This is a genomic window from Bacillus sp. m3-13, assembly GCF_000175075.1.
Taxonomy (GTDB): Bacteria; Bacillota; Bacilli; order Bacillales; family Bacillaceae_I; genus Sutcliffiella_A; species Sutcliffiella_A horikoshii_C.
In genome coordinates, this window is sequence record NZ_ACPC01000050.1 from 186,624 (window position 1) to 205,628 (window position 19,005).

19 protein-coding genes and 1 pseudogene are annotated in these 19,005 nt (G+C 45.0%); 1 reads left to right on the plus strand and 19 read right to left on the minus strand.

All coding sequences use genetic code 11. The features are described 5' to 3' along the window. Positions 1 to 2: 2 nt before the first annotated feature. The 13 genes from M313_RS0122140 to spoIIR form a co-directional block, all read right to left on the minus strand. The gene (locus M313_RS0122140; RefSeq protein WP_010200393.1) at positions 3 to 389 is read right to left on the minus strand and encodes an ATP synthase subunit I; all 387 of its coding nucleotides are present in this window, start codon (positions 387 to 389) and stop codon (positions 3 to 5) included. Between the two features lie 2 nt (positions 390 to 391). Continuing rightward, positions 392 to 613: an AtpZ/AtpI family protein gene (locus M313_RS0122145; RefSeq protein WP_010200395.1), complete on the minus strand. Its 222-nt coding sequence runs from the start codon at positions 611 to 613 to the stop codon at positions 392 to 394. 407 nt (positions 614 to 1,020) lie between these two features. Then, entirely contained in the window at positions 1,021 to 3,330 is a 2,310-nt protein-coding gene (locus M313_RS26715; protein WP_010200397.1) for a S8 family serine peptidase, read from the minus strand. A gap of 238 nt (positions 3,331 to 3,568) precedes the next feature. Next, the gene (upp, locus tag M313_RS0122155; protein ID WP_010200399.1) at positions 3,569 to 4,198 is read right to left on the minus strand and encodes a uracil phosphoribosyltransferase; all 630 of its coding nucleotides are present in this window, start codon (positions 4,196 to 4,198) and stop codon (positions 3,569 to 3,571) included. Positions 4,199 to 4,358: 160 nt separating this feature from the next. Further along, positions 4,359 to 5,600, minus strand: coding sequence for a serine hydroxymethyltransferase (glyA, locus tag M313_RS0122160; protein ID WP_010200401.1), 1,242 nt, complete (start codon positions 5,598 to 5,600; stop codon positions 4,359 to 4,361). Positions 5,601 to 5,843: 243 nt separating this feature from the next. Then, positions 5,844 to 6,407 carry a TIGR01440 family protein gene (locus tag M313_RS0122165; RefSeq protein WP_010200404.1) on the minus strand — a complete coding sequence of 188 codons (564 nt, stop codon included), beginning with the start codon at positions 6,405 to 6,407 and terminating at the stop codon, positions 5,844 to 5,846. Positions 6,408 to 6,439: 32 nt separating this feature from the next. Further along, the gene (rpiB, locus tag M313_RS0122170; protein ID WP_010200406.1) at positions 6,440 to 6,877 is read right to left on the minus strand and encodes a ribose 5-phosphate isomerase B; all 438 of its coding nucleotides are present in this window, start codon (positions 6,875 to 6,877) and stop codon (positions 6,440 to 6,442) included. 157 nt (positions 6,878 to 7,034) lie between these two features. Next, complete coding sequence (locus M313_RS0122175; RefSeq protein WP_010200409.1) at positions 7,035 to 8,324, minus strand: methyl-accepting chemotaxis protein; 1,290 nt, start codon at positions 8,322 to 8,324, stop codon at positions 7,035 to 7,037. A gap of 66 nt (positions 8,325 to 8,390) precedes the next feature. Continuing rightward, complete coding sequence (locus tag M313_RS0122180; protein WP_010200412.1) at positions 8,391 to 8,819, minus strand: low molecular weight protein arginine phosphatase; 429 nt, start codon at positions 8,817 to 8,819, stop codon at positions 8,391 to 8,393. A 186-nt stretch (positions 8,820 to 9,005) separates the two neighbouring features. After that, on the minus strand, positions 9,006 to 9,560 hold the full coding sequence (locus M313_RS0122185) for a manganese efflux pump MntP (protein WP_010200415.1): 555 nt from the start codon (positions 9,558 to 9,560) through the stop codon (positions 9,006 to 9,008). A gap of 106 nt (positions 9,561 to 9,666) precedes the next feature. Then, entirely contained in the window at positions 9,667 to 10,719 is a 1,053-nt protein-coding gene (locus tag M313_RS0122190; protein WP_010197416.1) for an L-threonylcarbamoyladenylate synthase, read from the minus strand. A gap of 290 nt (positions 10,720 to 11,009) precedes the next feature. Then, on the minus strand, positions 11,010 to 11,435 hold the full coding sequence (locus M313_RS24420; RefSeq protein WP_010200417.1) for a GNAT family N-acetyltransferase: 426 nt from the start codon (positions 11,433 to 11,435) through the stop codon (positions 11,010 to 11,012). Between the two features lie 64 nt (positions 11,436 to 11,499). Then, positions 11,500 to 12,210, minus strand: a complete 711-nt coding sequence (spoIIR, locus tag M313_RS0122200; protein ID WP_010200419.1) for a stage II sporulation protein R — start codon at positions 12,208 to 12,210, stop codon at positions 11,500 to 11,502. A gap of 276 nt (positions 12,211 to 12,486) precedes the next feature. On the opposite strand from spoIIR, the gene M313_RS0122205 reads away from it, so the two are divergent. Continuing rightward, the gene (locus M313_RS0122205) at positions 12,487 to 12,798 is read left to right on the plus strand and encodes a hypothetical protein (RefSeq protein WP_010200421.1); all 312 of its coding nucleotides are present in this window, start codon (positions 12,487 to 12,489) and stop codon (positions 12,796 to 12,798) included. Positions 12,799 to 12,910: 112 nt separating this feature from the next. Here M313_RS0122205 and prmC read toward each other — a convergent pair. From prmC to rho, 6 genes and pseudogenes are all read right to left on the minus strand, one after another. Continuing rightward, a pseudogene (gene prmC / locus M313_RS24425) lies at positions 12,911 to 13,787 on the minus strand (peptide chain release factor N(5)-glutamine methyltransferase). An 8-nt stretch (positions 13,788 to 13,795) separates the two neighbouring features. Continuing rightward, positions 13,796 to 14,866 (minus strand): peptide chain release factor 1, encoded by a 1,071-nt coding sequence (gene prfA, locus M313_RS0122215; protein WP_010200427.1) that lies wholly within the window; start codon positions 14,864 to 14,866, stop codon positions 13,796 to 13,798. Between the two features lie 166 nt (positions 14,867 to 15,032). After that, complete coding sequence (locus tag M313_RS0122220; protein ID WP_010200430.1) at positions 15,033 to 15,470, minus strand: hypothetical protein; 438 nt, start codon at positions 15,468 to 15,470, stop codon at positions 15,033 to 15,035. Positions 15,471 to 15,538: 68 nt separating this feature from the next. Then, complete coding sequence (locus tag M313_RS0122225; protein ID WP_010200432.1) at positions 15,539 to 16,144, minus strand: thymidine kinase; 606 nt, start codon at positions 16,142 to 16,144, stop codon at positions 15,539 to 15,541. Between the two features lie 141 nt (positions 16,145 to 16,285). Further along, positions 16,286 to 16,531 carry a type B 50S ribosomal protein L31 gene (locus tag M313_RS0122230; protein ID WP_010200435.1) on the minus strand — a complete coding sequence of 82 codons (246 nt, stop codon included), beginning with the start codon at positions 16,529 to 16,531 and terminating at the stop codon, positions 16,286 to 16,288. Between the two features lie 364 nt (positions 16,532 to 16,895). Then, entirely contained in the window at positions 16,896 to 18,167 is a 1,272-nt protein-coding gene (gene rho, locus M313_RS0122235; RefSeq protein ID WP_010200439.1) for a transcription termination factor Rho, read from the minus strand. Positions 18,168 to 19,005: the final 838 nt, after the last annotated feature.

Here is a 19,005-nt window from a genome sequence, read left to right on the forward strand (position 1 = left end):
CACTACTCACCTCTCTTCCCCACTGCTTTAAAGAGTGTTACAAATGAATCTATGATAATGACAATATAGGATGTCATAATCCCTATGATAACGCCGTAGAGACTCAGAGTTTCTGGATATCTCATAGCGATGACCACACCGAGAACTGCAGCGGCCATTCTTGAAAAAGAACCTAATGTGACAGCTTTGCGACCTTCGGCAACCGCTTCCGTGAACTTCTTCACTTTCTTATGCAGCAACCAATGGCTGTAAATACTTATCACTGTCCCAAGGATCAAACCTAGGAACCATTCTTGGTATGAGGTGAATCCCCATCCTATTACAAAAAAGGCAAGTAAAAATAAGAAATACTTCATATGCCTCATAAACTGTTTGGTTGATTCAGGCATATTTATGACTCTCCTGAGAAGAATTTTTGGACCAGGTATAATACTCCTATTACACCAGTTGCTAGTCCTAAAAGAAGTCCAATAATAAGGAACAATGGTTCTGTACCAATCTTGCCATCCAGCCATCTCCCTGCAAATAATCCAACTAAGGTGGGACCAACTAAGTAGGAAAGGATTCCGGACATCAAAGCCATTGCTTGGAATGGGCGGCGTTTATCTTCCATAGAAAACACCCCGTTTACATGCGGTAAAAAACTTGAGGTCTTGCTGATAAATCGGTGCTAAATATGTATAAAATTGGTTTTAAAAAACCTATGAAAACCCTATCATTTTATACCCTTTGTAAGCATACAATAGCACTTTATTAATGTCAATGTGTTCTAAGGAAAAATCGACATTCTTTTCGTTGGTAAGATTTCTCTTCGAACCAGCTTCTTTTACGCTATGTATTTTTCCAGAAAAAAACAGCCAAATGATGAACAGTTTTCCTCATTCGGCTGTTGTATAACATTATTTTATCACAGAAGACATATAGGTTAAGTTTGTCGATTGTGAACATTATGTGACTATTCGGTAGTTTCAAGTTGTGTTGCTTGACAGGGTTCGACAAAAATGTCTCCTCAACCCCAGCTCACTCAAAGTAAAGATCGGCTTCCACGGTGTCTTCCTTGTCCAGTTTTTTCGCGAAGACGACTGCTTTGACCAGTCCTTTCACTTTTACGCGATCTGCCGGGATTTGATTTTTAAATAACCCGCGCGGCAGGTCCCGCTCCCAGTCCAGATAGTCGATGAAGTGGAGGGTGTCCGCTTCGTAAAGCGCTATGCCCAGTTCCTCGGCACCTTCTGGCAAATACACTTCGTACTGATACTCCCCTTCCTTATCTCCATATCCAAACTGGAATCCCATGATCCGCGGGTAATCAGGTTCTTCTATTATATAGAGGTAAGGCAGACGAATTTTCTGCCTGTCCGCGTTGACGACGACTTCTCCTTCGTGCATCCCAGCTTTTTGCTGGTTTGGAGTGATGTCGAGCGTGATGTTGGTTTCGCGTTTTTCTTTCGGTTTCAGTGTGAAGGTGATCGGTGTCTTCCACTGAACTCCCTTTTTCTGTTTTGGTGCTTCTATGGAGTATGTGACCTCTTTGTCCGAGACGTTTTCAATGGTAATGGGTACTTCTTTCTGAGTCCGGGTTTGTTTCTTTTCCAGCATTCCAAAGTTAAGGGACCCCGGGTACACAAGACTGTTCGTTTGGATGGCTTCCTCCAGCTGGATACGTCCTGTTCCTTGTTCGAGTACGGAGTAACCTGTGCCGTCTTCTTTTATAAGTGGCTTGGTTGTATTCATCAAGGCGGCCTTCACCTGAGCTGGCGTCCAATCGGGATGGGCCTGGATGATGAGTGCACTCGCCCCCGCCACATGCGGTGCGGCCATGCTTGTTCCTTGAAGTGCGAGGTATCCGTTTGGAATGGTGCTATCGATCGCCACACCCGGTGCGACCACATCCGGCTTGATTTCCCACGTATGTGTAACCGGCCCGCGCGAACTGAAGCTGGCAATGTCATCTTTATGCCATTTGAATGTTGTCTTCACCATCGAGAAACTTCTTTTCAAATGCTTTTTTAAAAATAACCCGTCCTCCTTGGAGATCGAAACGACCGGTATGTCCATCTCTACTTCCAATGTCCCTGTAAAATTACCTTCAAGGTTATTGTAGATAACAACACCTGCCGCACCGCGCATTTTGGCTTGATGTGCTTTTTCCGAAAAAGGAATCTTGCCGCGCTCGAGCAGCACTATTTTCCCCTCTATCTTCTTGTCTTCCCAATCCTCTTCTTCTCCAAGTCCCGCATACACCATACCAATCGGCTTGGATGGAAAATCCCATGGCATCGACCCTTGTAGCGGCAGCATCTCTATCTCTCTTTTTGAAAAAATAGGTGAGAGATGCGGAATGTGAAGGGGTGGTGTAGAAGCACCGACCGAGATTGCCTCTGACGATGTTCCAGGTGATCCTACTGTCCAAAGGTTCGGACCGGAGTTGCCACTTGACGTGACTGCCACCACCCCATGTTCTACCGCTTTATTCAGTGCAAGGCTTGTCGGCCAATCCGGCCCATTTATGGTGTTTCCAAGCGAAAGATTCAGCACATCCACTTTGTCATGAATCGCCCTTTCGATAGCGGCTATAACGTGCTCACTTGAACCATGGCCCCCTGGACCAAGAACCCGGTACGCAATAAGTTCCGCTTCCGGTGCCACGCCATTAAGATGCCCGTTTGCCCCGACAATCCCAGCGACATGCGTTCCGTGGAGGGTCGGCATTCCTTGTGACCGCTTTGTTTCCATCGGATCATTGTCCTCATCGACAAAATCGTAGCCGCCTGCGTAATTGTCCCGGAGGTCGGGATGAGTGTAATCAATTCCTGTGTCAATGATTCCGACTTTCACACCTTTTCCGGTGAGACGATCTCCATCTTTGTCATAGAGCCGGTGCATCTTCTCTCCGCCACCAATAAATGGCACACTTTCGTCAAGATTGGGGGTGTAGTTGGTGACAGGAGAAACTTCGAGAATTCCTTGTTCCTTTTGAAGCTTATCCAGATCTTTGAGCGGACCGTGGATGGCAAAGCCTTTGAACACGGCGGTATAAGTTCGTTTTATTTTTAGATTAGGATATTTCTGCTGAATTAAGTTTTGGATGGCGTTTTGACTATTTTCCTCCACGATTAAAATAACCGTCTGTTCCTCCAACTCGTTGCCTTTACTTACCGGAAGTGGCGGTCGTTTTGGGTATATGGGTGTGTTGGTTGTAGTTGTATGTAATGAGTCGTTAGTGTGTGTGTTTTTGGCTGCTAATGTAGTTTTTAGTGGCTGCACTAGTGTTGATGTCACCAGCAACAAAGTAAATCCGATACATAATAAAATTTTCCCTAATTTCACGTCCTTCACCTCTGATATGTAGCATTTGTTATTGATGGGGGATTATGCATAGGTTGAGAGTGAAGGTGAATTAGTCAAAAAAGCGGATGAATTAGTCAAATAAACAGGGGAAATAGTCAAATAAACCGGAGATGTATACAAAAAAACCGGTCAATTTATCAAGAATCCATATATCCCCAGTAAATAACAGTAAAAAGGCTGCTTAGAGATCACCATCGATCTCCAAACAGCCTATCATTTATTTCGTTCCGTACAATCTGTCGCCAGCGTCACCTAAACCTGGGACGATGTAGCCTTTTTCGTTTAGCTTTTCATCAAGTGCCGCGATGTAGATGTCTACGTCAGGATGCGCTTCTTTAAGTAATTCCACACCTTCAGGGGCAGCGATTAAGCACATGAATTTGATGTTTTTCGCGCCACGTTTTTTCAGGGAGTGAATTGCTTCGATTGCAGATCCGCCTGTTGCAAGCATTGGATCTACGACGATGAAGTCACGCTCTTCCACATCAGAAGGTAATTTTACATAATATTCAACAGGTTGAAGCGTTTCTGGATCGCGGTATAAGCCGACATGTCCAACTTTTGCAGCCGGAATCAATTTCAGCATTCCTTCTACCATGCCAAGACCAGCACGTAGGATTGGAACGATTCCTAATTTTTTCCCTGCTAATACGTTTGATTTTGAAACAGAAACCGGTGTTTCCACGTCCACTTCTTGAAGTGGAAGGTCACGGGTAATCTCGAATGCCATTAAACTTGCCACTTCATCAACTAGTTCACGAAACTCTTTCGTACCTGTGTTTTTGTCGCGGATGTATGTAAGTTTGTGCTGAATTAACGGGTGATCAAATACGTACACTTTTGCCATTCGAAATCTCTCCTTTTATCATGTCTAGCCGGCGGTTCTGTATTAGAGTTGTCCGGCTCTCAAATCACACTTCCATTGATTCTACAGAAAAAGCGGGATTGATTCAAGTAATTTTCCCAAAAAAGAGAGGTCTAACCTCAGACCTCTCCCATTCACACCTTTATCCTAAAGAAGGATACAATTCATATTTTCCAGAAACTGCTTCCACTCGCGCTTTTGCTTCTTCCAGTTTCGCTTCGTCTTCATGATTCTTCAATGTGAAGGCAATGATGGACGCAATTTCATCCATATCTTCCAATGAGAAGCCGCGGCTTGTGACAGCTGCTGTACCGATACGGATACCACTTGTTACAAACGGGCTTTCCGGATCGAATGGAATCGTGTTTTTGTTCACTGTGATTCCCACTTCATCCAACACTTTCTCCGCGATTTTCCCTGTGATGGAAAGAGAGCGCACGTCCACAAGTAAAAGATGGTTGTCCGTTCCGTCCGAAACAAGAGAAAGTCCTTCATTTTTCAACGCTTCCGCTAAACGGTGTGCATTATCGATGATTTTTTGTGCATAATCTTTGAAGCTTGGTTGCAATGCTTCGCCAAATGCAACGGCTTTAGCTGCGATTACGTGCATTAACGGACCGCCTTGAAGGCCAGGGAAGATGGATTTATCAATTTTCTTTGCCCATTCTTCCTTACAAAGGATCATCCCGCCACGAGGTCCACGCAATGTTTTATGCGTTGTTGTCGTAACGAAATCCGCGTAAGGTACCGGATTCTGGTGAAGGCCAGCTGCAACAAGACCGGCAATATGCGCCATGTCCACCATCAGGTAAGCTCCCACTTCGTCTGCGATTTCACGGAACTTCGCGAAATCAATGGCGCGAGGGTATGCACTTGCACCTGCAACGATCAACTTCGGCTTGTGCAGTCTTGCTTTTTCCGCAACGTCTTCATAATTGATAGTATGAGAGTCTTTATCCACTCCATACTCCACAAAATTATATTGAATACCACTAAAGTTAACCGGGCTGCCGTGTGTTAAGTGGCCGCCATGGGAAAGGTTCATCCCAAGGACCGTGTCTCCCTGTTCTAGAATGGTAAAATAAACTGCCATATTCGCTTGGGCACCAGAGTGTGGTTGAACATTTGCATGCTCGGCTCCGAAAATTTCCTTCGCACGGTCACGGGCAATGTTCTCCGCTACGTCTACGTGTTCACAACCACCATAGTAGCGACGACCTGGATAACCTTCTGCGTATTTATTTGTTAGTACAGATCCTTGAGCCTCCATAACCGCTTCACTCACAAAGTTCTCAGAAGCAATCAACTCGATTTTCGTGCGTTGTCTTGCCAATTCATCCTGGATGGATTGAAACAATTGCTGATCCTGTTGTGCTAATTTCACTTTCGGAATCCCCCTTTAAGTATGAACACTAAAATTTAAAATGTTTTTGAAAAACAACTACATTCGGCTTTTCAACCATTACCTCCTCTATTTTATCACGATAAATAATAGATAGAAACAGAAAAGGAAGATTGATAGCGCTTACCTTAAAAAACTTTCGTGAAAATAAAAAAAGAACGAAAAGGGGTCAGACCCCCGCAGGATTTTTGTCATCCATGTCGAAGGGGCTGCCCCGCGTTTGTTTTATGTTGTTTCTGTTGTGACGATTTCGTATATTGCTCTGGCGCCGCCGATGAGTTTGGGGCGGGTCCGGGCGATGGTGATGTGGGCGTTGCCGACGGATTTGACGGTGCTGCGAACTGGGACTGCGACGTGTTTAAGGTGCATGCCGATTAACGTGTCCCCGATATCGACCCCTGCGTCGGCTTTGATATGTTCGACCATGACCGCATCTTCCATGTGATGAAACGCGTGTGATGCCATAGCACCGCCTGCATGTCGGACAGGAATAACGGTCACTTCATCCAATCCGCGTCTCCACGCCGTTTCCCGCTCCACTACTAAAGCACGGTTCAAATGTTCACAGCATTGAAACGCAAGCTCGACTCCTGTTCGAACACGGAATTCGTTCAACACCGCAAAAAGCGTTTCCGCGACGCCTTCCGTTCCTGCTGTTCCTATTTTCTCCCCGATCACTTCACTTGTGCTGCAGCCTACGACCAGAAGCTGACCCTTTTTCAAATCTGCCTGATCTTGCAAGTCGTTCAAAACCTTCTGCAACTGTTCTTTCCATTCATTTTGCAACATTATTCGTTTCCCCGCCTTCCTTTAACCAGCTCTTACTTCTCCAACTGATGAATCTTATTCACGCGGTTTTCATGGCGGCCGCCTTCGAATTCAGTGGTCAGCCAGATCTTTGCAATTTCACGGGCAAGACCTGGGCCGATAACACGCTCACCCATAGCCAATACATTGCTGTCATTGTGTTCGCGGGTCGCTTTCGCACTGAACATATCGTGCACTAACGCACAGCGAATGCCCTTCACTTTATTCGCCGCAATGGACATGCCAATTCCTGTTCCACAAATTAAAATACCGCGGTCAAACTCACCCTCTGCCACTTTTGTCGCAACCGGCTGTGCATAGTCCGGGTAATCCACAGATGTTTCACATTCACAACCGAAGTCTTCAAACTCTATGTTCAATTCTTTCATTAATCCTTTGATTTCCTCACGGATGTTGATGCCGCCGTGATCTGATGCAATTGCCACTCTCACATTTTCATCCCCTGTTCGAATGATTATTTTATATGTACATCTTACCCGTCTATAGCGAAAAAATCCATCAGGATGTTCGCGCAACACTATATATGCCCAATAAAAAAAGCCCGGGCAACAAAGTGCCCAAGCTAAATTTTCACCCCAAAAAATCTTATTACACCTTAAACCTCGAAATCATCCGCTTCAAGTTGCTCGCCTGACCAGCAAGCTCTTGGGATATTTTCTCAACATCAGCAATCATGCTTGCCTGTTCTTGTGTGGTCGCCGTCACTTCTTCCGCTCCGGCAGATGTTTCTTCCGCAATCGCCGCCACTTCTTGGGACTGTCGCGCAGTCGTTTGGATGCTGTCCATCTGACGGTCAACAAGGTTTGCGATTTGTTTAACCGAGGCTGCAACCTCCAATACGGAGTTGGTCATTTCCGCAATGACCGTGTTGGTTGCCGACCCTTTTTCCGCTTCGACATTTGCGGCCTTCACCTGACCGGTGATTTGCGTTACCACGTTTTTCACTTCTTCTTGAATGTTTTTAATCAGTTCAGAAATTCCTTGCACCGCTTTGGCACTTTCATCTGCCAAGGAGCGAACCTCTTCGGCCACGACCGCAAATCCGCGTCCATGCTCTCCGGCCCGCGCCGCTTCAATCGAGGCATTTAGCGCTAAAAGGTTCGTCTGGCCAGCAATATCTCCAACAAGCGAGATGATATTTTCCACTTCTTTTGCATTCTTTTCAAGTCGCTCCACCGTCTTTAGGGACGTCTGATTTTCGCCAGCAAGCTTTTGAATTCCAGACACCAACGAATGGATGACCTCCTTACTTTCTTCAAGGTCCTTCACCATCTCTTCAGAAAGCTGTTGGGAGGACGTAGCTTTTTCATGAACCTCATCGGCAATTTTAATGACTTCTTCTACCGATTCAGCCGTATCTTGAATGGAAGCAGCGGAACTCTCCGCGCCTCTGGCAATCTCTTCAATCGTATAAGAGATGTTTTCTGCCTGCTCGGAAGCCTGCATGGAGACATCGCTTATTTCTTCCACTTTTTCGTTTGTTTTTTCAAACGTTTCGTTAATGGTTTTCACCATGTCGCGCAGATTATGTAACATGAGGTTGAATGCATCCCCGACCGCACTGATCTCATCGCGTGAATTGGATACCGGTACATCCTCCGACAAATCCCCATTCGCCGCCTTCTGAGCGACTTCTTCCAGCTGTTGCAACGGTTTGGTGATGTATTTTGCTGCAAAAAAAGCAAGAATCCCGGACCATACAATTCCAAGAACCAATGTAAGGATCGTAAAGAGGCCAGCCCCCATAAATCCTTCCACATAATCTACTAAAAAATAGATGAAAAAGCCACTGACCGTATACGTGATGACCGCTAAAATCGTTGTGAATAACACGAGCTTGTAGCGTAAGCCAAACTTATATTTCCCGTTTTCCCCCATCGTACTTCCTCCTCCATGCATGGTCCGCACAGAAATCTCTCTTCTTTATCGCAGCCTGCATGAGTGCTATTTTATTTTTTCTACTATCGCCTCTATGACGTTTTGAAGCTCTTCGAATGTCGCGCGATACGTCTCCACCGAGCCACCATATGGATCCATTACTTCTCCACTTTGCTCAGCAAACCCCTTCAAGGTATAGGTTTTCCCCAAGCTATTAGGGTAGCTGTTCTCCAGCAACATTTTATGCTGTGCCGTCATCGTGAAAATATAATCCGCCCACTCAATCAACTCGTCTGACACCTGGGAAGACTGATGCTCAACCGGCAGTCCCTTTTCCTTTAAGACTTCCCGAGCCTGACTGGAAGCTTCACTGCCAGGCATCGCAAATACACCAGCAGATTTCACCTCAACATCCTTTATATCACGGCCTGCCAAAATTGCAGCAGCCATTGGGCTTCGACACGTATTCCCTGTACACACAAATAAGACATTCATTCCTGACTCCTCCTTTTTCTTTTATTATAAACGAAAAGAAGGCAGAAATAGTCATAGACACATTGCATAACTTGGTGCATTCCATTCAAAAACTAGTCATAAAGACCCTCTCTCTAGTTATGTCGGCAAAACGGGCGACTTTTAAAGAGGAGAAAATAAAAAAAGACCCACAGGAGGCCTTTCTTTTCACACAAAAAACAATAATTTAATGCCGAAACCGAGTAAAATACTGCCGCCAAGCGCTTCGCTGTAAGAACCCAGCCACCCTTGCAACTTCCTGCCGAAAATAAGCCCCATCCACGTCAAAAGCATGCTCACCGCACCAAAAAGCAAAATGGTTAACAACGTCCGCGCCCCGTATATCCCAAGGCTCAGCCCCACCGAAAAACTATCTAAACTCACACTCAGCGCAAAAACGAATAACCCCGCCCCAACCGGCGAAATCATCGGCCCGTCCTCTTTTTTAAAAGAAGAAAACATCATCTGCAACCCAAGCATCACCAGGAGCAGCCCACCAATAAGTGTCGCAATCGAACCAAATTCCTGTGACAGCACCTTGCCGACTGCCATTCCACCAAGCGGCATGAAAATATGGAAAACCCCAATAGTAACCCCTATGTAAAAGATCTGGCGCAATCTCAGCTTGATCATGCCCATCCCAAGCCCAACCGAAAAAGCATCCATCCCAAGCGCAATTGCCATCAATAATAGTGTCATGAATTCCCCAAACGTAATCCCCATGCTCTGCCTCCCCTTAGGACTTGTCTACTTCAAGATATGCACAAGCCTTCGGTAATAGAAGGAAAACGACGCAAAAAAGGACCCCGGGTTGTCGAGGTCCTTTATATTATTCTTTTATAAACTTATGTCCAGCAGCTTTTTCAAGCCGGTTCATAATCGCCGCACCCACTCCCGTTCTCGGGAACGTTTCGCTGAAAATGACGTCCACATCCGTCGCATTGAAAGCGCGAAGGCCATCGTATAACTGGCTCGCCACGGTTGCGAGGTCATTTTTGGTGCCACAGGAAATGGCAGTAATCTCTGTGGCTTGTATTTGGGCTATCGTCTCTTCCGTTGCGAGAAGTCCTACCTTATGGCCTTTAAGCTGAGCGCCTTTGATCGTTTGCTCCATGAAACTTGCACTTCCTTCCACCAGATACACAGGTGCAATTGGCGCATAATGCGTGTATTTCATTCCTGGCGATTTAGGTTTATGAAGTTCTTCCTGCGAAAATAAAGCAGGATCTACGTCTACTTTACCAACCACTTTCTCCAGCTCTTCCTTTGTCACACCGCCCGGACGCAGGATCATCGGTGTCTCTGCCGTGCAATCCACAACCGTAGACTCAAGGCCCACTCCCGTTGCACCGCCATCCACAATTCCGGCGATCCTGTGGATTAAATCTTCTTCTACATGCTTCGCCGTTGTCGGACTTGGCTTGCCTGAAAGGTTCGCGCTTGGGGCGGCAAGCGGCAATCCTGAAATCTCTATAAGCGCCCGCGCTACAGAATGGTCAGGCATGCGGACTGCAAGCGTTTCAAGCCCTGCCGTCACATATTGTGAGACTCCTTCTTTCTTTGTAAGAACAAGCGTAAGCGGGCCAGGCCAGAAAGCTTCCATCAGTTTATGGGCAGACTCTGGCACGTTATCCACAAGTTCTGCTAGCTGTTCCAACTTCGATATATGCACAATAAGTGGGTTGTCACTAGGACGTCCCTTCGCTTCAAAAATCTTTAATACAGCTTGATCTGACAAGGCATTAGCTCCAAGACCATATACCGTTTCGGTCGGAAAGGCCACCACTTCATTTTCTTTCAACAAACCGGCCGCTTCCATAATCTGTGGATAACTATGTTTAATTGGTTCTTCCTTATCCACAGCCCATAATTTCGTATACATTTACAATCCCTCATTCTACAATCTATTAACATGTGAATATGTAAGCATTTCTCCTGAAAGTATAAATAACTTCCACAAATAACACAAGCCTTATCCACAAACTGTGGATAAAGCCTCACCAAACCGTGGATAACTCTGTGGGTAATGTGGATTTAACACAAAAAAGAGCAAAAAAGGGGGTCTGACCCTCACTGCGGTGATGCGTTAACTTGTTGATAAGGGGTCTGGCCCGCTCCGCGTTAATGCGTTACCTCACTGCTAAGGGGTCTGACCCCTTAGCTCACATACCATCAGTGTGCATCCTTCTTGTTGGGTGATTTTCTTGGAAGAAGTCGGATGCGAGCATGGTTTGTGGTGCAGTGTGTATAGGCTGTGGATAAAAGTTGAGCAGTTCGAAAAAATTGGATGAAGTTATTTTTGTTGGTAACGAGGTAGAGCTGCTCTAATCCTTTTTTCCGTGCATGCTGTTGAGTATGCTCAAACATTTGCAGCAATTGAAACTGCTTAACGGACGGACCAATTACAAGTGAGCGCAGGAGTCCTGCATTTCCGTACTCTTCTATTCCAATGGTTCCGCAAATCCCCTCATTCTCTTCTTCTAGAATGATGAAATCCTCTATTTTATCTTCCAAATCCACAATACTGATATTTGCTCTTCTTAAAAATACCTGCAATGCCCAAAGGTCATCTTGTGTTGCTGATCGCAATACTTTCATTTTCTTCACCTCATCTAGTAGTTTTCTATTACTACTCTATTGAGAGTGATGAAAAAGTAGAACCTTAAGCCGTAATTTTATTCCATAGAGATGATAGAATCTCTACTAGGAAGAATTCCACTTCCATTTCTTCCGGTTCTTCATTCACCAGAAAGTCCTGTGTATTCGCTTTGGCATCAGTTTTTGCAGTCGTTGCAGTGACAGTTGCTGTTTCTTCAACTGGTTTCTCTTCGGCTTCTTCTTCCTCAAAAGGGCTTGCCGTTGCTTCTCCGTTTGAAAAGTCCAGAAAACATAATGGCGGGAACAATACGCACCACCAGTTCGCTCCAGTGCCTTCTCCAAGTGTGATCAGGATTGCTTCATAATCTCCTGCAGGATAGATAAATTTTCCGTACATTTTTGTCGGGAAATCCACTCTGCCAAAATCTACATTATAAGACTGTACCATACCCTCCTCTGCCATTACCTCTTCCACGATTTCTTCGATTTGATCCATGTTACCTGTAATCACTTCGCGGGCATTATCCATGGAAGTTAACCCTTCCACCCAAACTGTGATCTCTTCATTCACACGATCACGAATCTTTCGCTTTAGTTCCTGATCCTGTTCGCTATCGCTATTTGCTAGAATACGAAGCCTAATCGCCTCATCCGGAATCACCATCGCACCATTCTTCACATTCGCACCAGCCGTCGCCTGCTCTCCCAAAAGCGAAAGATAAGCCCCCACAAAAAGTAATACTATATATAAAGTAATTTTATTTTTCTTCAACATTTCCCCCAGCTCCCCTCTAGCAAACAGTCTAGGCAAAAAACAAAAATCCTAAACTACTAAAATGCAAAAAAATAGAGTGAGAAATGAAAAAAATTTTAAAAAGGGGGTCAGACCCCCAAAGGTTTTTCGCCCTCCATGTCGAAACCCCTTCGAACCGCGATGTGCTCGGATTTGGTAGTTTGCTAGTTTTGTGGTTTTGGGTTTGGTCAAAGCGGGTATATATACAGGACGCGTTACTTTATGTGATGTAGTTTTTGTGTAAGGGAGATAGGCTTTATGAGATCGTTCACTTGCAATATTGAGGCATTCCGCATTGGTGAAATGAAGAGTGCATTCAATCACATCAGCATTCCTATCGTCTTTGAAATCTTGGTAGGCGGCAGATGGATGACCGGTAAAGTGTTTTACCATCATTATCATCGCACCATTTCTTACGATTCAAATTTGTCCCAGTTAATCAACCTGTGCACAGCGGAAAAGAAGGAAGAAATCCGTCAAGCATTTGTGAAATTTGTGGAAGAAAAAACAAATAGAGGCCTGACACTTGCCAGACCTCAACAGGAAGACGGAGCAATAATGGAAGCGTAGATGAGTTTCTAAAGAACCTTCCATCTTCCATCGGCCGAAAACCAGTACCACCTTGCCCTAATCGACAGAAGCAAGCAAGGTGCAGCTCCCTCCTTCTTTTAATAACATGACGTCACCCGATCAGCGCAAAAACCATTCGATCTTTGCCGTTGATGTCCAATACAACCTCCACCTTACTTTGAGGAAATGTCTTTTCCAGCAACGCTTTTACGTCTTCTCCTTGTCCCATCCCTACTTCAAATGCCACAATGGCCCGTTCCTTCAACACTTTTGGAAGCTCGTCCATAAACCGCTCATAAAATTCCAAACCGGAAACACCGCCAACCAATGCACGATACGGCTCAAAATCTTTTACTACCGTTGACAGCCCTTCATATTCCTTTTGCGGAATATAAGGAGGATTGGAGACCACCACATCCACTTTGATATCTTGCTCGATGAATGGAAGCAGTAAATCACCTTGGAGAAATGCTACTTCTGCTCCAAGTGCTTCTGCATTATCCATCGCTACTTCCAGCGATTCCCCGGCAATATCTGTCGCATGCACGTTAAGGGAGCTATTTTCCAAAGCAAGGGTAATTGCAATCGCACCGCTGCCTGTCCCAACATCCACGACGCTCAATTTTTCGCCAGCAGCATCAGAAACAGTATCGTCACCAAAATGCTTTTTCACACGATCCAGCACTCCGACCACCAACTCTTCTGTCTCGGGTCTTGGAATCAACACCTCTTCACTGACAAAAAAACTGCGGCCGTAGAACTCTTCTTTTCCCATCAAGTACTGCACCGGGATTCCGGCCACATGTTTATGCACGTTGAAAATAAAAGAGCTCTGCATCTCCATTGGCATCATTTCTTGCATTCTACTAAAAAGTTGAGCCCGATCCAATTTCATATGGTGTCGCAACAACAATTCTCCCGCATTTTCGTCGCGATCATTCTTTTTTAAAAAAAGAAGAAGCCCAATTCAGGGCTTCGTACACCTTCATGGCCTTCATCATTTTTCCATCTGTTCCATTCTTAGCGCTTGATCTTCCATAATTAAAGCATCAATAACTTCTTGAAGCTTTCCTTGAAGAATCTGGTCAAGTTTTTGAATGGTCAGGCCGATGCGGTGATCGGTTACACGATTTTGCGGGAAGTTGTACGTACGAATACGCTCAGAGCGGTCACCGGTACCTACCGCCTGCTTACGGTTCGCATCATATTCAGCTTGTACTTCACGTTGGAACTTATCGTACACGCGGGCACGAAGAACTTTCATCGCTTTTTCTTTATTTTTGATTTGTGACTTTTCATCCTGACAGGAAACCACTGTGTTTGTCGGGATATGCGTCAAGCGCACCGCGGACATTGTGGTGTTAACAGACTGTCCACCAGGACCACTGGATGCAAATGTATCCACACGGATATCCTTGTCATGAATCTCAATTTCAACCTCTTCCGCCTCAGGCAATACTGCTACCGTCGCCGTTGAAGTATGGATGCGTCCGCCTGATTCCGTCTCAGGAACACGTTGTACGCGGTGGGCTCCATTTTCAAATTTCAGCTTAGAGTATGCACCCTTACCTGTAATCATGAAAATGATTTCCTTGTAGCCGCCAACACCTGTGGACGCAGCTTCCATCACTTCTGTTTTCCAGCCTTGAGCCTCGGCATATCGGCTGTACATGCGGTATAGATCGCCTGCAAACAGCGCCGCTTCATCTCCACCCGCAGCACCGCGGATTTCCATGATAACGTTCTTGTCGTCATTCGGGTCCTTCGGTAAAAGAAGGATATGTAGGCGATCAGCCAAGTTTTCCTGTTGCTCCTCAAGCTCAGCGATCTCTTCTTTTACCATCTCGCGCATATCGGCATCCAATTTATCCTCAAGCATCGCTTTTGCATCATCCAGCTGTTCTTTTACAGCCTTGTATTCACGGTACGCTTCCACAGTCTCCTGTATATCAGACTGCTCCTTGGAGTACTCGCGCAGCTTTTTCGTATCGCTGATGACTTCCGGATCACTCAATAGCTCCGTCAATTTCTCGTAACGCATTTCTACTGCCTGCAAACGATCAAACACGTGCATTCACCTCTATAAATGTATACAGAAAAATCTGCAATTATTTTTATATCTACAACATTCTAATTATAGTATAGGTTAGGTGGTCCGTCAAAATCAACATGACGGAAACCAACCCTTACCGCATAAAAGAAAACCCGTCCCGAAAAATCAGAACGAGCTCATCTTATCTTTCTTTGATTGTCAGTTTAACGTGGTATCGGGGAGTGACCTCTAGGAATTTCTCTTTGAGCTCTCTTTTCACACGCTTCTTTTCTTCTTTGGAAATGCCGCTTGGCGCATAAGCGGTGACTCTCGCCGTATCACCCGTAATGTAGACGGGACCAGGTTTGAGGTCGCTGTTCAACTCAATTACTTCGGCAAATTTATTCTCGTCGTCACCGTAGTCAAGACGGTTTTCTGAGAGATCGAGAAAGTTCGGGTTCTGGTTGGTGTTGTAGTCCTCTGTGTTGAGGTCTCGTTTATAGAAGCCGTCTTGCTCATCGTTTTTCACACCAATCAATCGTTCTCCGTCAAAATCCTCGTCCGCTCCGAAGCGTTGTTCGCCACTGCATCCACTAATAAAAAAAGAGCATATCACCAATAACAGGACTGCATGTTTCATGCAAACACCTCCTGTTTCTTAGCGTATCCTCTTTCTTTTTTATCTTACAGACTAAATTTAGGAAATATTTATTTTTTCATTTCTTGCAGCACAGATACTTTGTGAGGAACTTCATGGTGATGACGACAGCGAGGTTCGTATGATTCCGAAGCGCCCACCAAAATTATTGGGTCATCGTAGTTAGCCGGTTCTCCATTGATCAAACGTTGCGTACGGCTTGCAGGGGATCCACAGACAGCACAGACAGCTTGTAGCTTTGTCACGGTTTCAGCGATCGCCAATAGCTCCGGCATTTTCCCGAACGGCTCTCCACGGAAATCCTGATCCAGTCCAGCTACAATCACACAATAGCCTCTGTTCGCCAACTCCTGCACCACTTCCACGATCTGATCGTCGAAAAATTGCACTTCATCTATACCGATTACTTCCGTCTCAGGTTGCACCTTGTCTAAAATCGACTGAGAACTCGGAACAGGCAAGGCAATGATGGAAGTTCCGTTGTGGGAAACAACCGCTTCATCACTATATCGATTATCGATGGCTGGCTTAAATACTTGAATTTCCTGTTTGGCAAATTGGGAGCGTCTCATGCGGCGAATCAGCTCTTCAGACTTACCTGAAAACATGCTGCCACAAATCGCTTCCACCCAACCGGAATGCTTCATTACATACATATACGGCCTCTCCTTTTTGATAATTTTACGTATAAAAAGTGCTTAGCGGTCTCGTCCAAAAAACGAATTCTAAGCACTAGTTTATGTAAATAGAAGTAAAAAAACAGGCAAGATATAGGATAACCTGCCTGTTTTACTTTATTACTTAAGGCCGTATTTTTTGTTGAAACGCTCAACACGTCCATCAGCAGCAGCATGCTTCTGACGTCCAGTGTAGAATGGGTGAGAATCAGAAGAGATCTCAACTTTGATTAGAGGGTAAGTAGTACCGTCTTCCCATTCAATAGTTTCGTTTGTTTTCATCGTAGAACCTGTGATGAATTTGAAACTAGTGTTGATGTCCATGAATACAACTTTACGGTAATCCGGATGAATTCCAGCTTTCATTCTTGTCATCTCCTTTTCGCCCTGAATCTTTCGAAACAGAGTTATCATTCAAATGATACCAGCTATGTTTGGCCGCCATCACTTATCTTAAAAACACACTGATGAAATTATATCAACTTATGGGTTGTTTTGCAACATTACTTTTGGAGTTATATCTAAAGGTATGGCAACCAATGTTTTCCATGAGATATGGTAACCACTTTAACACCGCTGGTGATTTCCGCAATAGGCTTCGCTTTCCACGGGGCGGTGCTTGAGCCTCCTCCCGGTGGAGTCTTCGCCCTTTGCTCCAATCACCAGCTAGAAATCATCTATCAATCAAAACGCACCCTGACAAAGCATGGGTGCGCGTGATTTTATATGATTAGCGTTTTGCTGTTCCTGCTTTTTGGTCTTCTTCGAGCATTTCGAAGAATTCCTGGTTTGTTTTGGATTGGCGAAGTCTGCGCAATAGTTTTTCTGCAAAATCTGGTGAGTCGGACATCGTTTTGCGGATGGCCCATAGCTTGTCCAGATGGTCTTTCGGGATAAGCAGCTCTTCTTTACGCGTTCCGGAGCGACGGATGTCGATGGCCGGGAAGATACGGCGTTCTGCAAGTTGACGGTCAAGGTGAAGCTCCATGTTACCTGTACCTTTGAATTCCTCATAGATGACGTCATCCATACGGGAACCTGTGTCTACAAGAGCCGTTGCAAGGATCGTCAAGCTTCCGCCCTCTTCAATGTTACGCGCAGCACCGAAGAAACGCTTTGGACGGTGGAATGCCGCAGGGTCGATACCACCGGAAAGTGTACGTCCACTTGGCGGGATAACGAGGTTGTATGCACGTGCTAAACGTGTGATGCTGTCCATCAGGATAATAACGTCACGTTTGTGCTCTACAAGACGCAAGGCACGCTCTAGTACTAGCTCTGCCACTTTGATGTGGTTTTCAGGTACTTCGTCAAATGTGGAGCTTACAACGTCACCAGCAACGGAACGTTCGATATCCGTTACTTCCTCTGGACGCTCGTCAATCAGAAGGATGATTAGCTCAGCTTCTGGATGATTCGTCGTGATGCTGTTGGCAATTTCTTTGATCAACATCGTTTTACCGGCTTTAGGAGGTGCAACGATAAGTCCACGCTGTCCGAAACCTACCGGCGCAATCAAGTCCATGATGCGCGTGGAAAGGCCTTTTGGCGTTGTTTCCAGCACAATTTGACGATCTGGATATAAAGGAGTCAATGCCGGGAAATGGACACGCTCTTTTGCAGATTCCGGGTCGTCTCCGTTGACTGCTTCTACGTGAAGCAGCCCGTAGTAACGCTCATTTTCTTTTGGAGGACGCACTTTACCGGATACCTTGTCCCCATTTCTTAAATCAAAACGACGGATTTGGGATGCGGAAATATAAATATCCTCTGAACTTGGAGAATAGTTGATCGGACGCAGGAAACCAAAGCCTTCCGATTGGATGACCTCCAGTACCCCTTCCATAAACAATAGACCATCTTTTTCAGCCTGAGCTTTTAAAATAGCAAAAATAAGTTCTTTTTTCGTCAGTTTGCTGTAGTAAGATACTTTATGTTGACGGGCAAATTCATATAGTTCTTTTAATTTTAAAGTTTCTAAGTGAGAAATAGTTAAATCCATAAAAAGAAAACACCACTCTATTCGTTTTTATTGTTTGATACGATTATGATCCAAGGATAAATGTTTGTTTGTCTTCCAACACTGATTCAAGCCGAATTCGAAGGATGGGAAATATTCTAATAGTCGCTGCACTTTTTAAGGAAAATGAAATGGAAGTGAGGACGTTTCCCTTGTGTTTGTGGGATAAACTCTCCTTATGAAGAAATTGTAGAAGAATCGCTAGGAAGATATAAGGTAGATTTTGCATAAATACTCGTAGTATTGTTTATTTTACCCACAAAATGGTCTTTTAAGCAACTATTTTCTGTAGACAAGCTTTGAGTATTGCGTTTATTTTCTGGGGAATATTCTTGGATTTCCCCTATTTGTGTCGAATGGGACTTGTTGTCTATTACAATATTCGGAAGGTGTGCGGTTTTTTTGACGTTGTGATATAGGAAAACCGTAAATGGGAAGGTCCATTCACGGTTTTATTTATGGGGTGGCGTTGACTCCCAGTTGATTTTCGTTCCGGGTGCTTGTGACTGATTTAATATGTTGTTTAGACACCGCTGTTGATTTCCGCAAATGGCTTCGCTTTCCTAGGGGCGCTGCTGGAGCCTCCTCGGCTACGCCGAGGCCACTGAAAAAGTTCTTAATTTTAGATATTGTTAAGACACCGCTTTTGATTTCCGCAAATGGCTTCGCTTTCCGCGGGGCGACCTTGAGCCTCCTCACTTCGTTGCGGGGTCTCAACAATGTCGCTTCTTCCCCCGCTGGAGTCTACGCCATTTGCTCCATTCAAAAGCTAAAAATTGAATGTACAATTCGTACTTAATTAAGCAGAAGAATGTTTAAA

Excerpts from the sequence above, each read along its gene's own strand:
- M313_RS0122180 (WP_010200412.1), bottom strand. The coding sequence starts at position 8,819 with ATGAATGTCTTATTTGTGTGTACAGGGAATACGTGTCGAAGCCCAATG.
- spoIIR (WP_010200419.1), bottom strand. The coding sequence starts at position 12,210 with ATGTTGAAGAAAAATAAAATTACTTTATATATAGTATTACTTTTTGTG.
- upp (WP_010200399.1), bottom strand. The coding sequence starts at position 4,198 with ATGGCAAAAGTGTACGTATTTGATCACCCGTTAATTCAGCACAAACTT.
- M313_RS0122225 (WP_010200432.1), bottom strand. The coding sequence starts at position 16,144 with ATGTATGTAATGAAGCATTCCGGTTGGGTGGAAGCGATTTGTGGCAGC.
- M313_RS0122145 (WP_010200395.1), bottom strand. The coding sequence starts at position 613 with ATGGAAGATAAACGCCGCCCATTCCAAGCAATGGCTTTGATGTCCGGA.
- M313_RS0122140 (WP_010200393.1), bottom strand. The coding sequence starts at position 389 with ATGCCTGAATCAACCAAACAGTTTATGAGGCATATGAAGTATTTCTTA.
- M313_RS0122230 (WP_010200435.1), bottom strand. The coding sequence starts at position 16,531 with ATGAAAGCTGGAATTCATCCGGATTACCGTAAAGTTGTATTCATGGAC.
- M313_RS0122205 (WP_010200421.1), top strand. The coding sequence starts at position 12,487 with ATGAGATCGTTCACTTGCAATATTGAGGCATTCCGCATTGGTGAAATG.
- M313_RS0122185 (WP_010200415.1), bottom strand. The coding sequence starts at position 9,560 with ATGGGGATTACGTTTGGGGAATTCATGACACTATTATTGATGGCAATT.
- M313_RS0122190 (WP_010197416.1), bottom strand. The coding sequence starts at position 10,719 with ATGTATACGAAATTATGGGCTGTGGATAAGGAAGAACCAATTAAACAT.
- M313_RS0122165 (WP_010200404.1), bottom strand. The coding sequence starts at position 6,407 with ATGTTGCAAAATGAATGGAAAGAACAGTTGCAGAAGGTTTTGAACGAC.
- M313_RS24420 (WP_010200417.1), bottom strand. The coding sequence starts at position 11,435 with ATGAAAGTATTGCGATCAGCAACACAAGATGACCTTTGGGCATTGCAG.
- M313_RS0122220 (WP_010200430.1), bottom strand. The coding sequence starts at position 15,470 with ATGAAACATGCAGTCCTGTTATTGGTGATATGCTCTTTTTTTATTAGT.
- rho (WP_010200439.1), bottom strand. The coding sequence starts at position 18,167 with ATGGATTTAACTATTTCTCACTTAGAAACTTTAAAATTAAAAGAACTA.
- M313_RS0122175 (WP_010200409.1), bottom strand. The coding sequence starts at position 8,324 with ATGGGGGAAAACGGGAAATATAAGTTTGGCTTACGCTACAAGCTCGTG.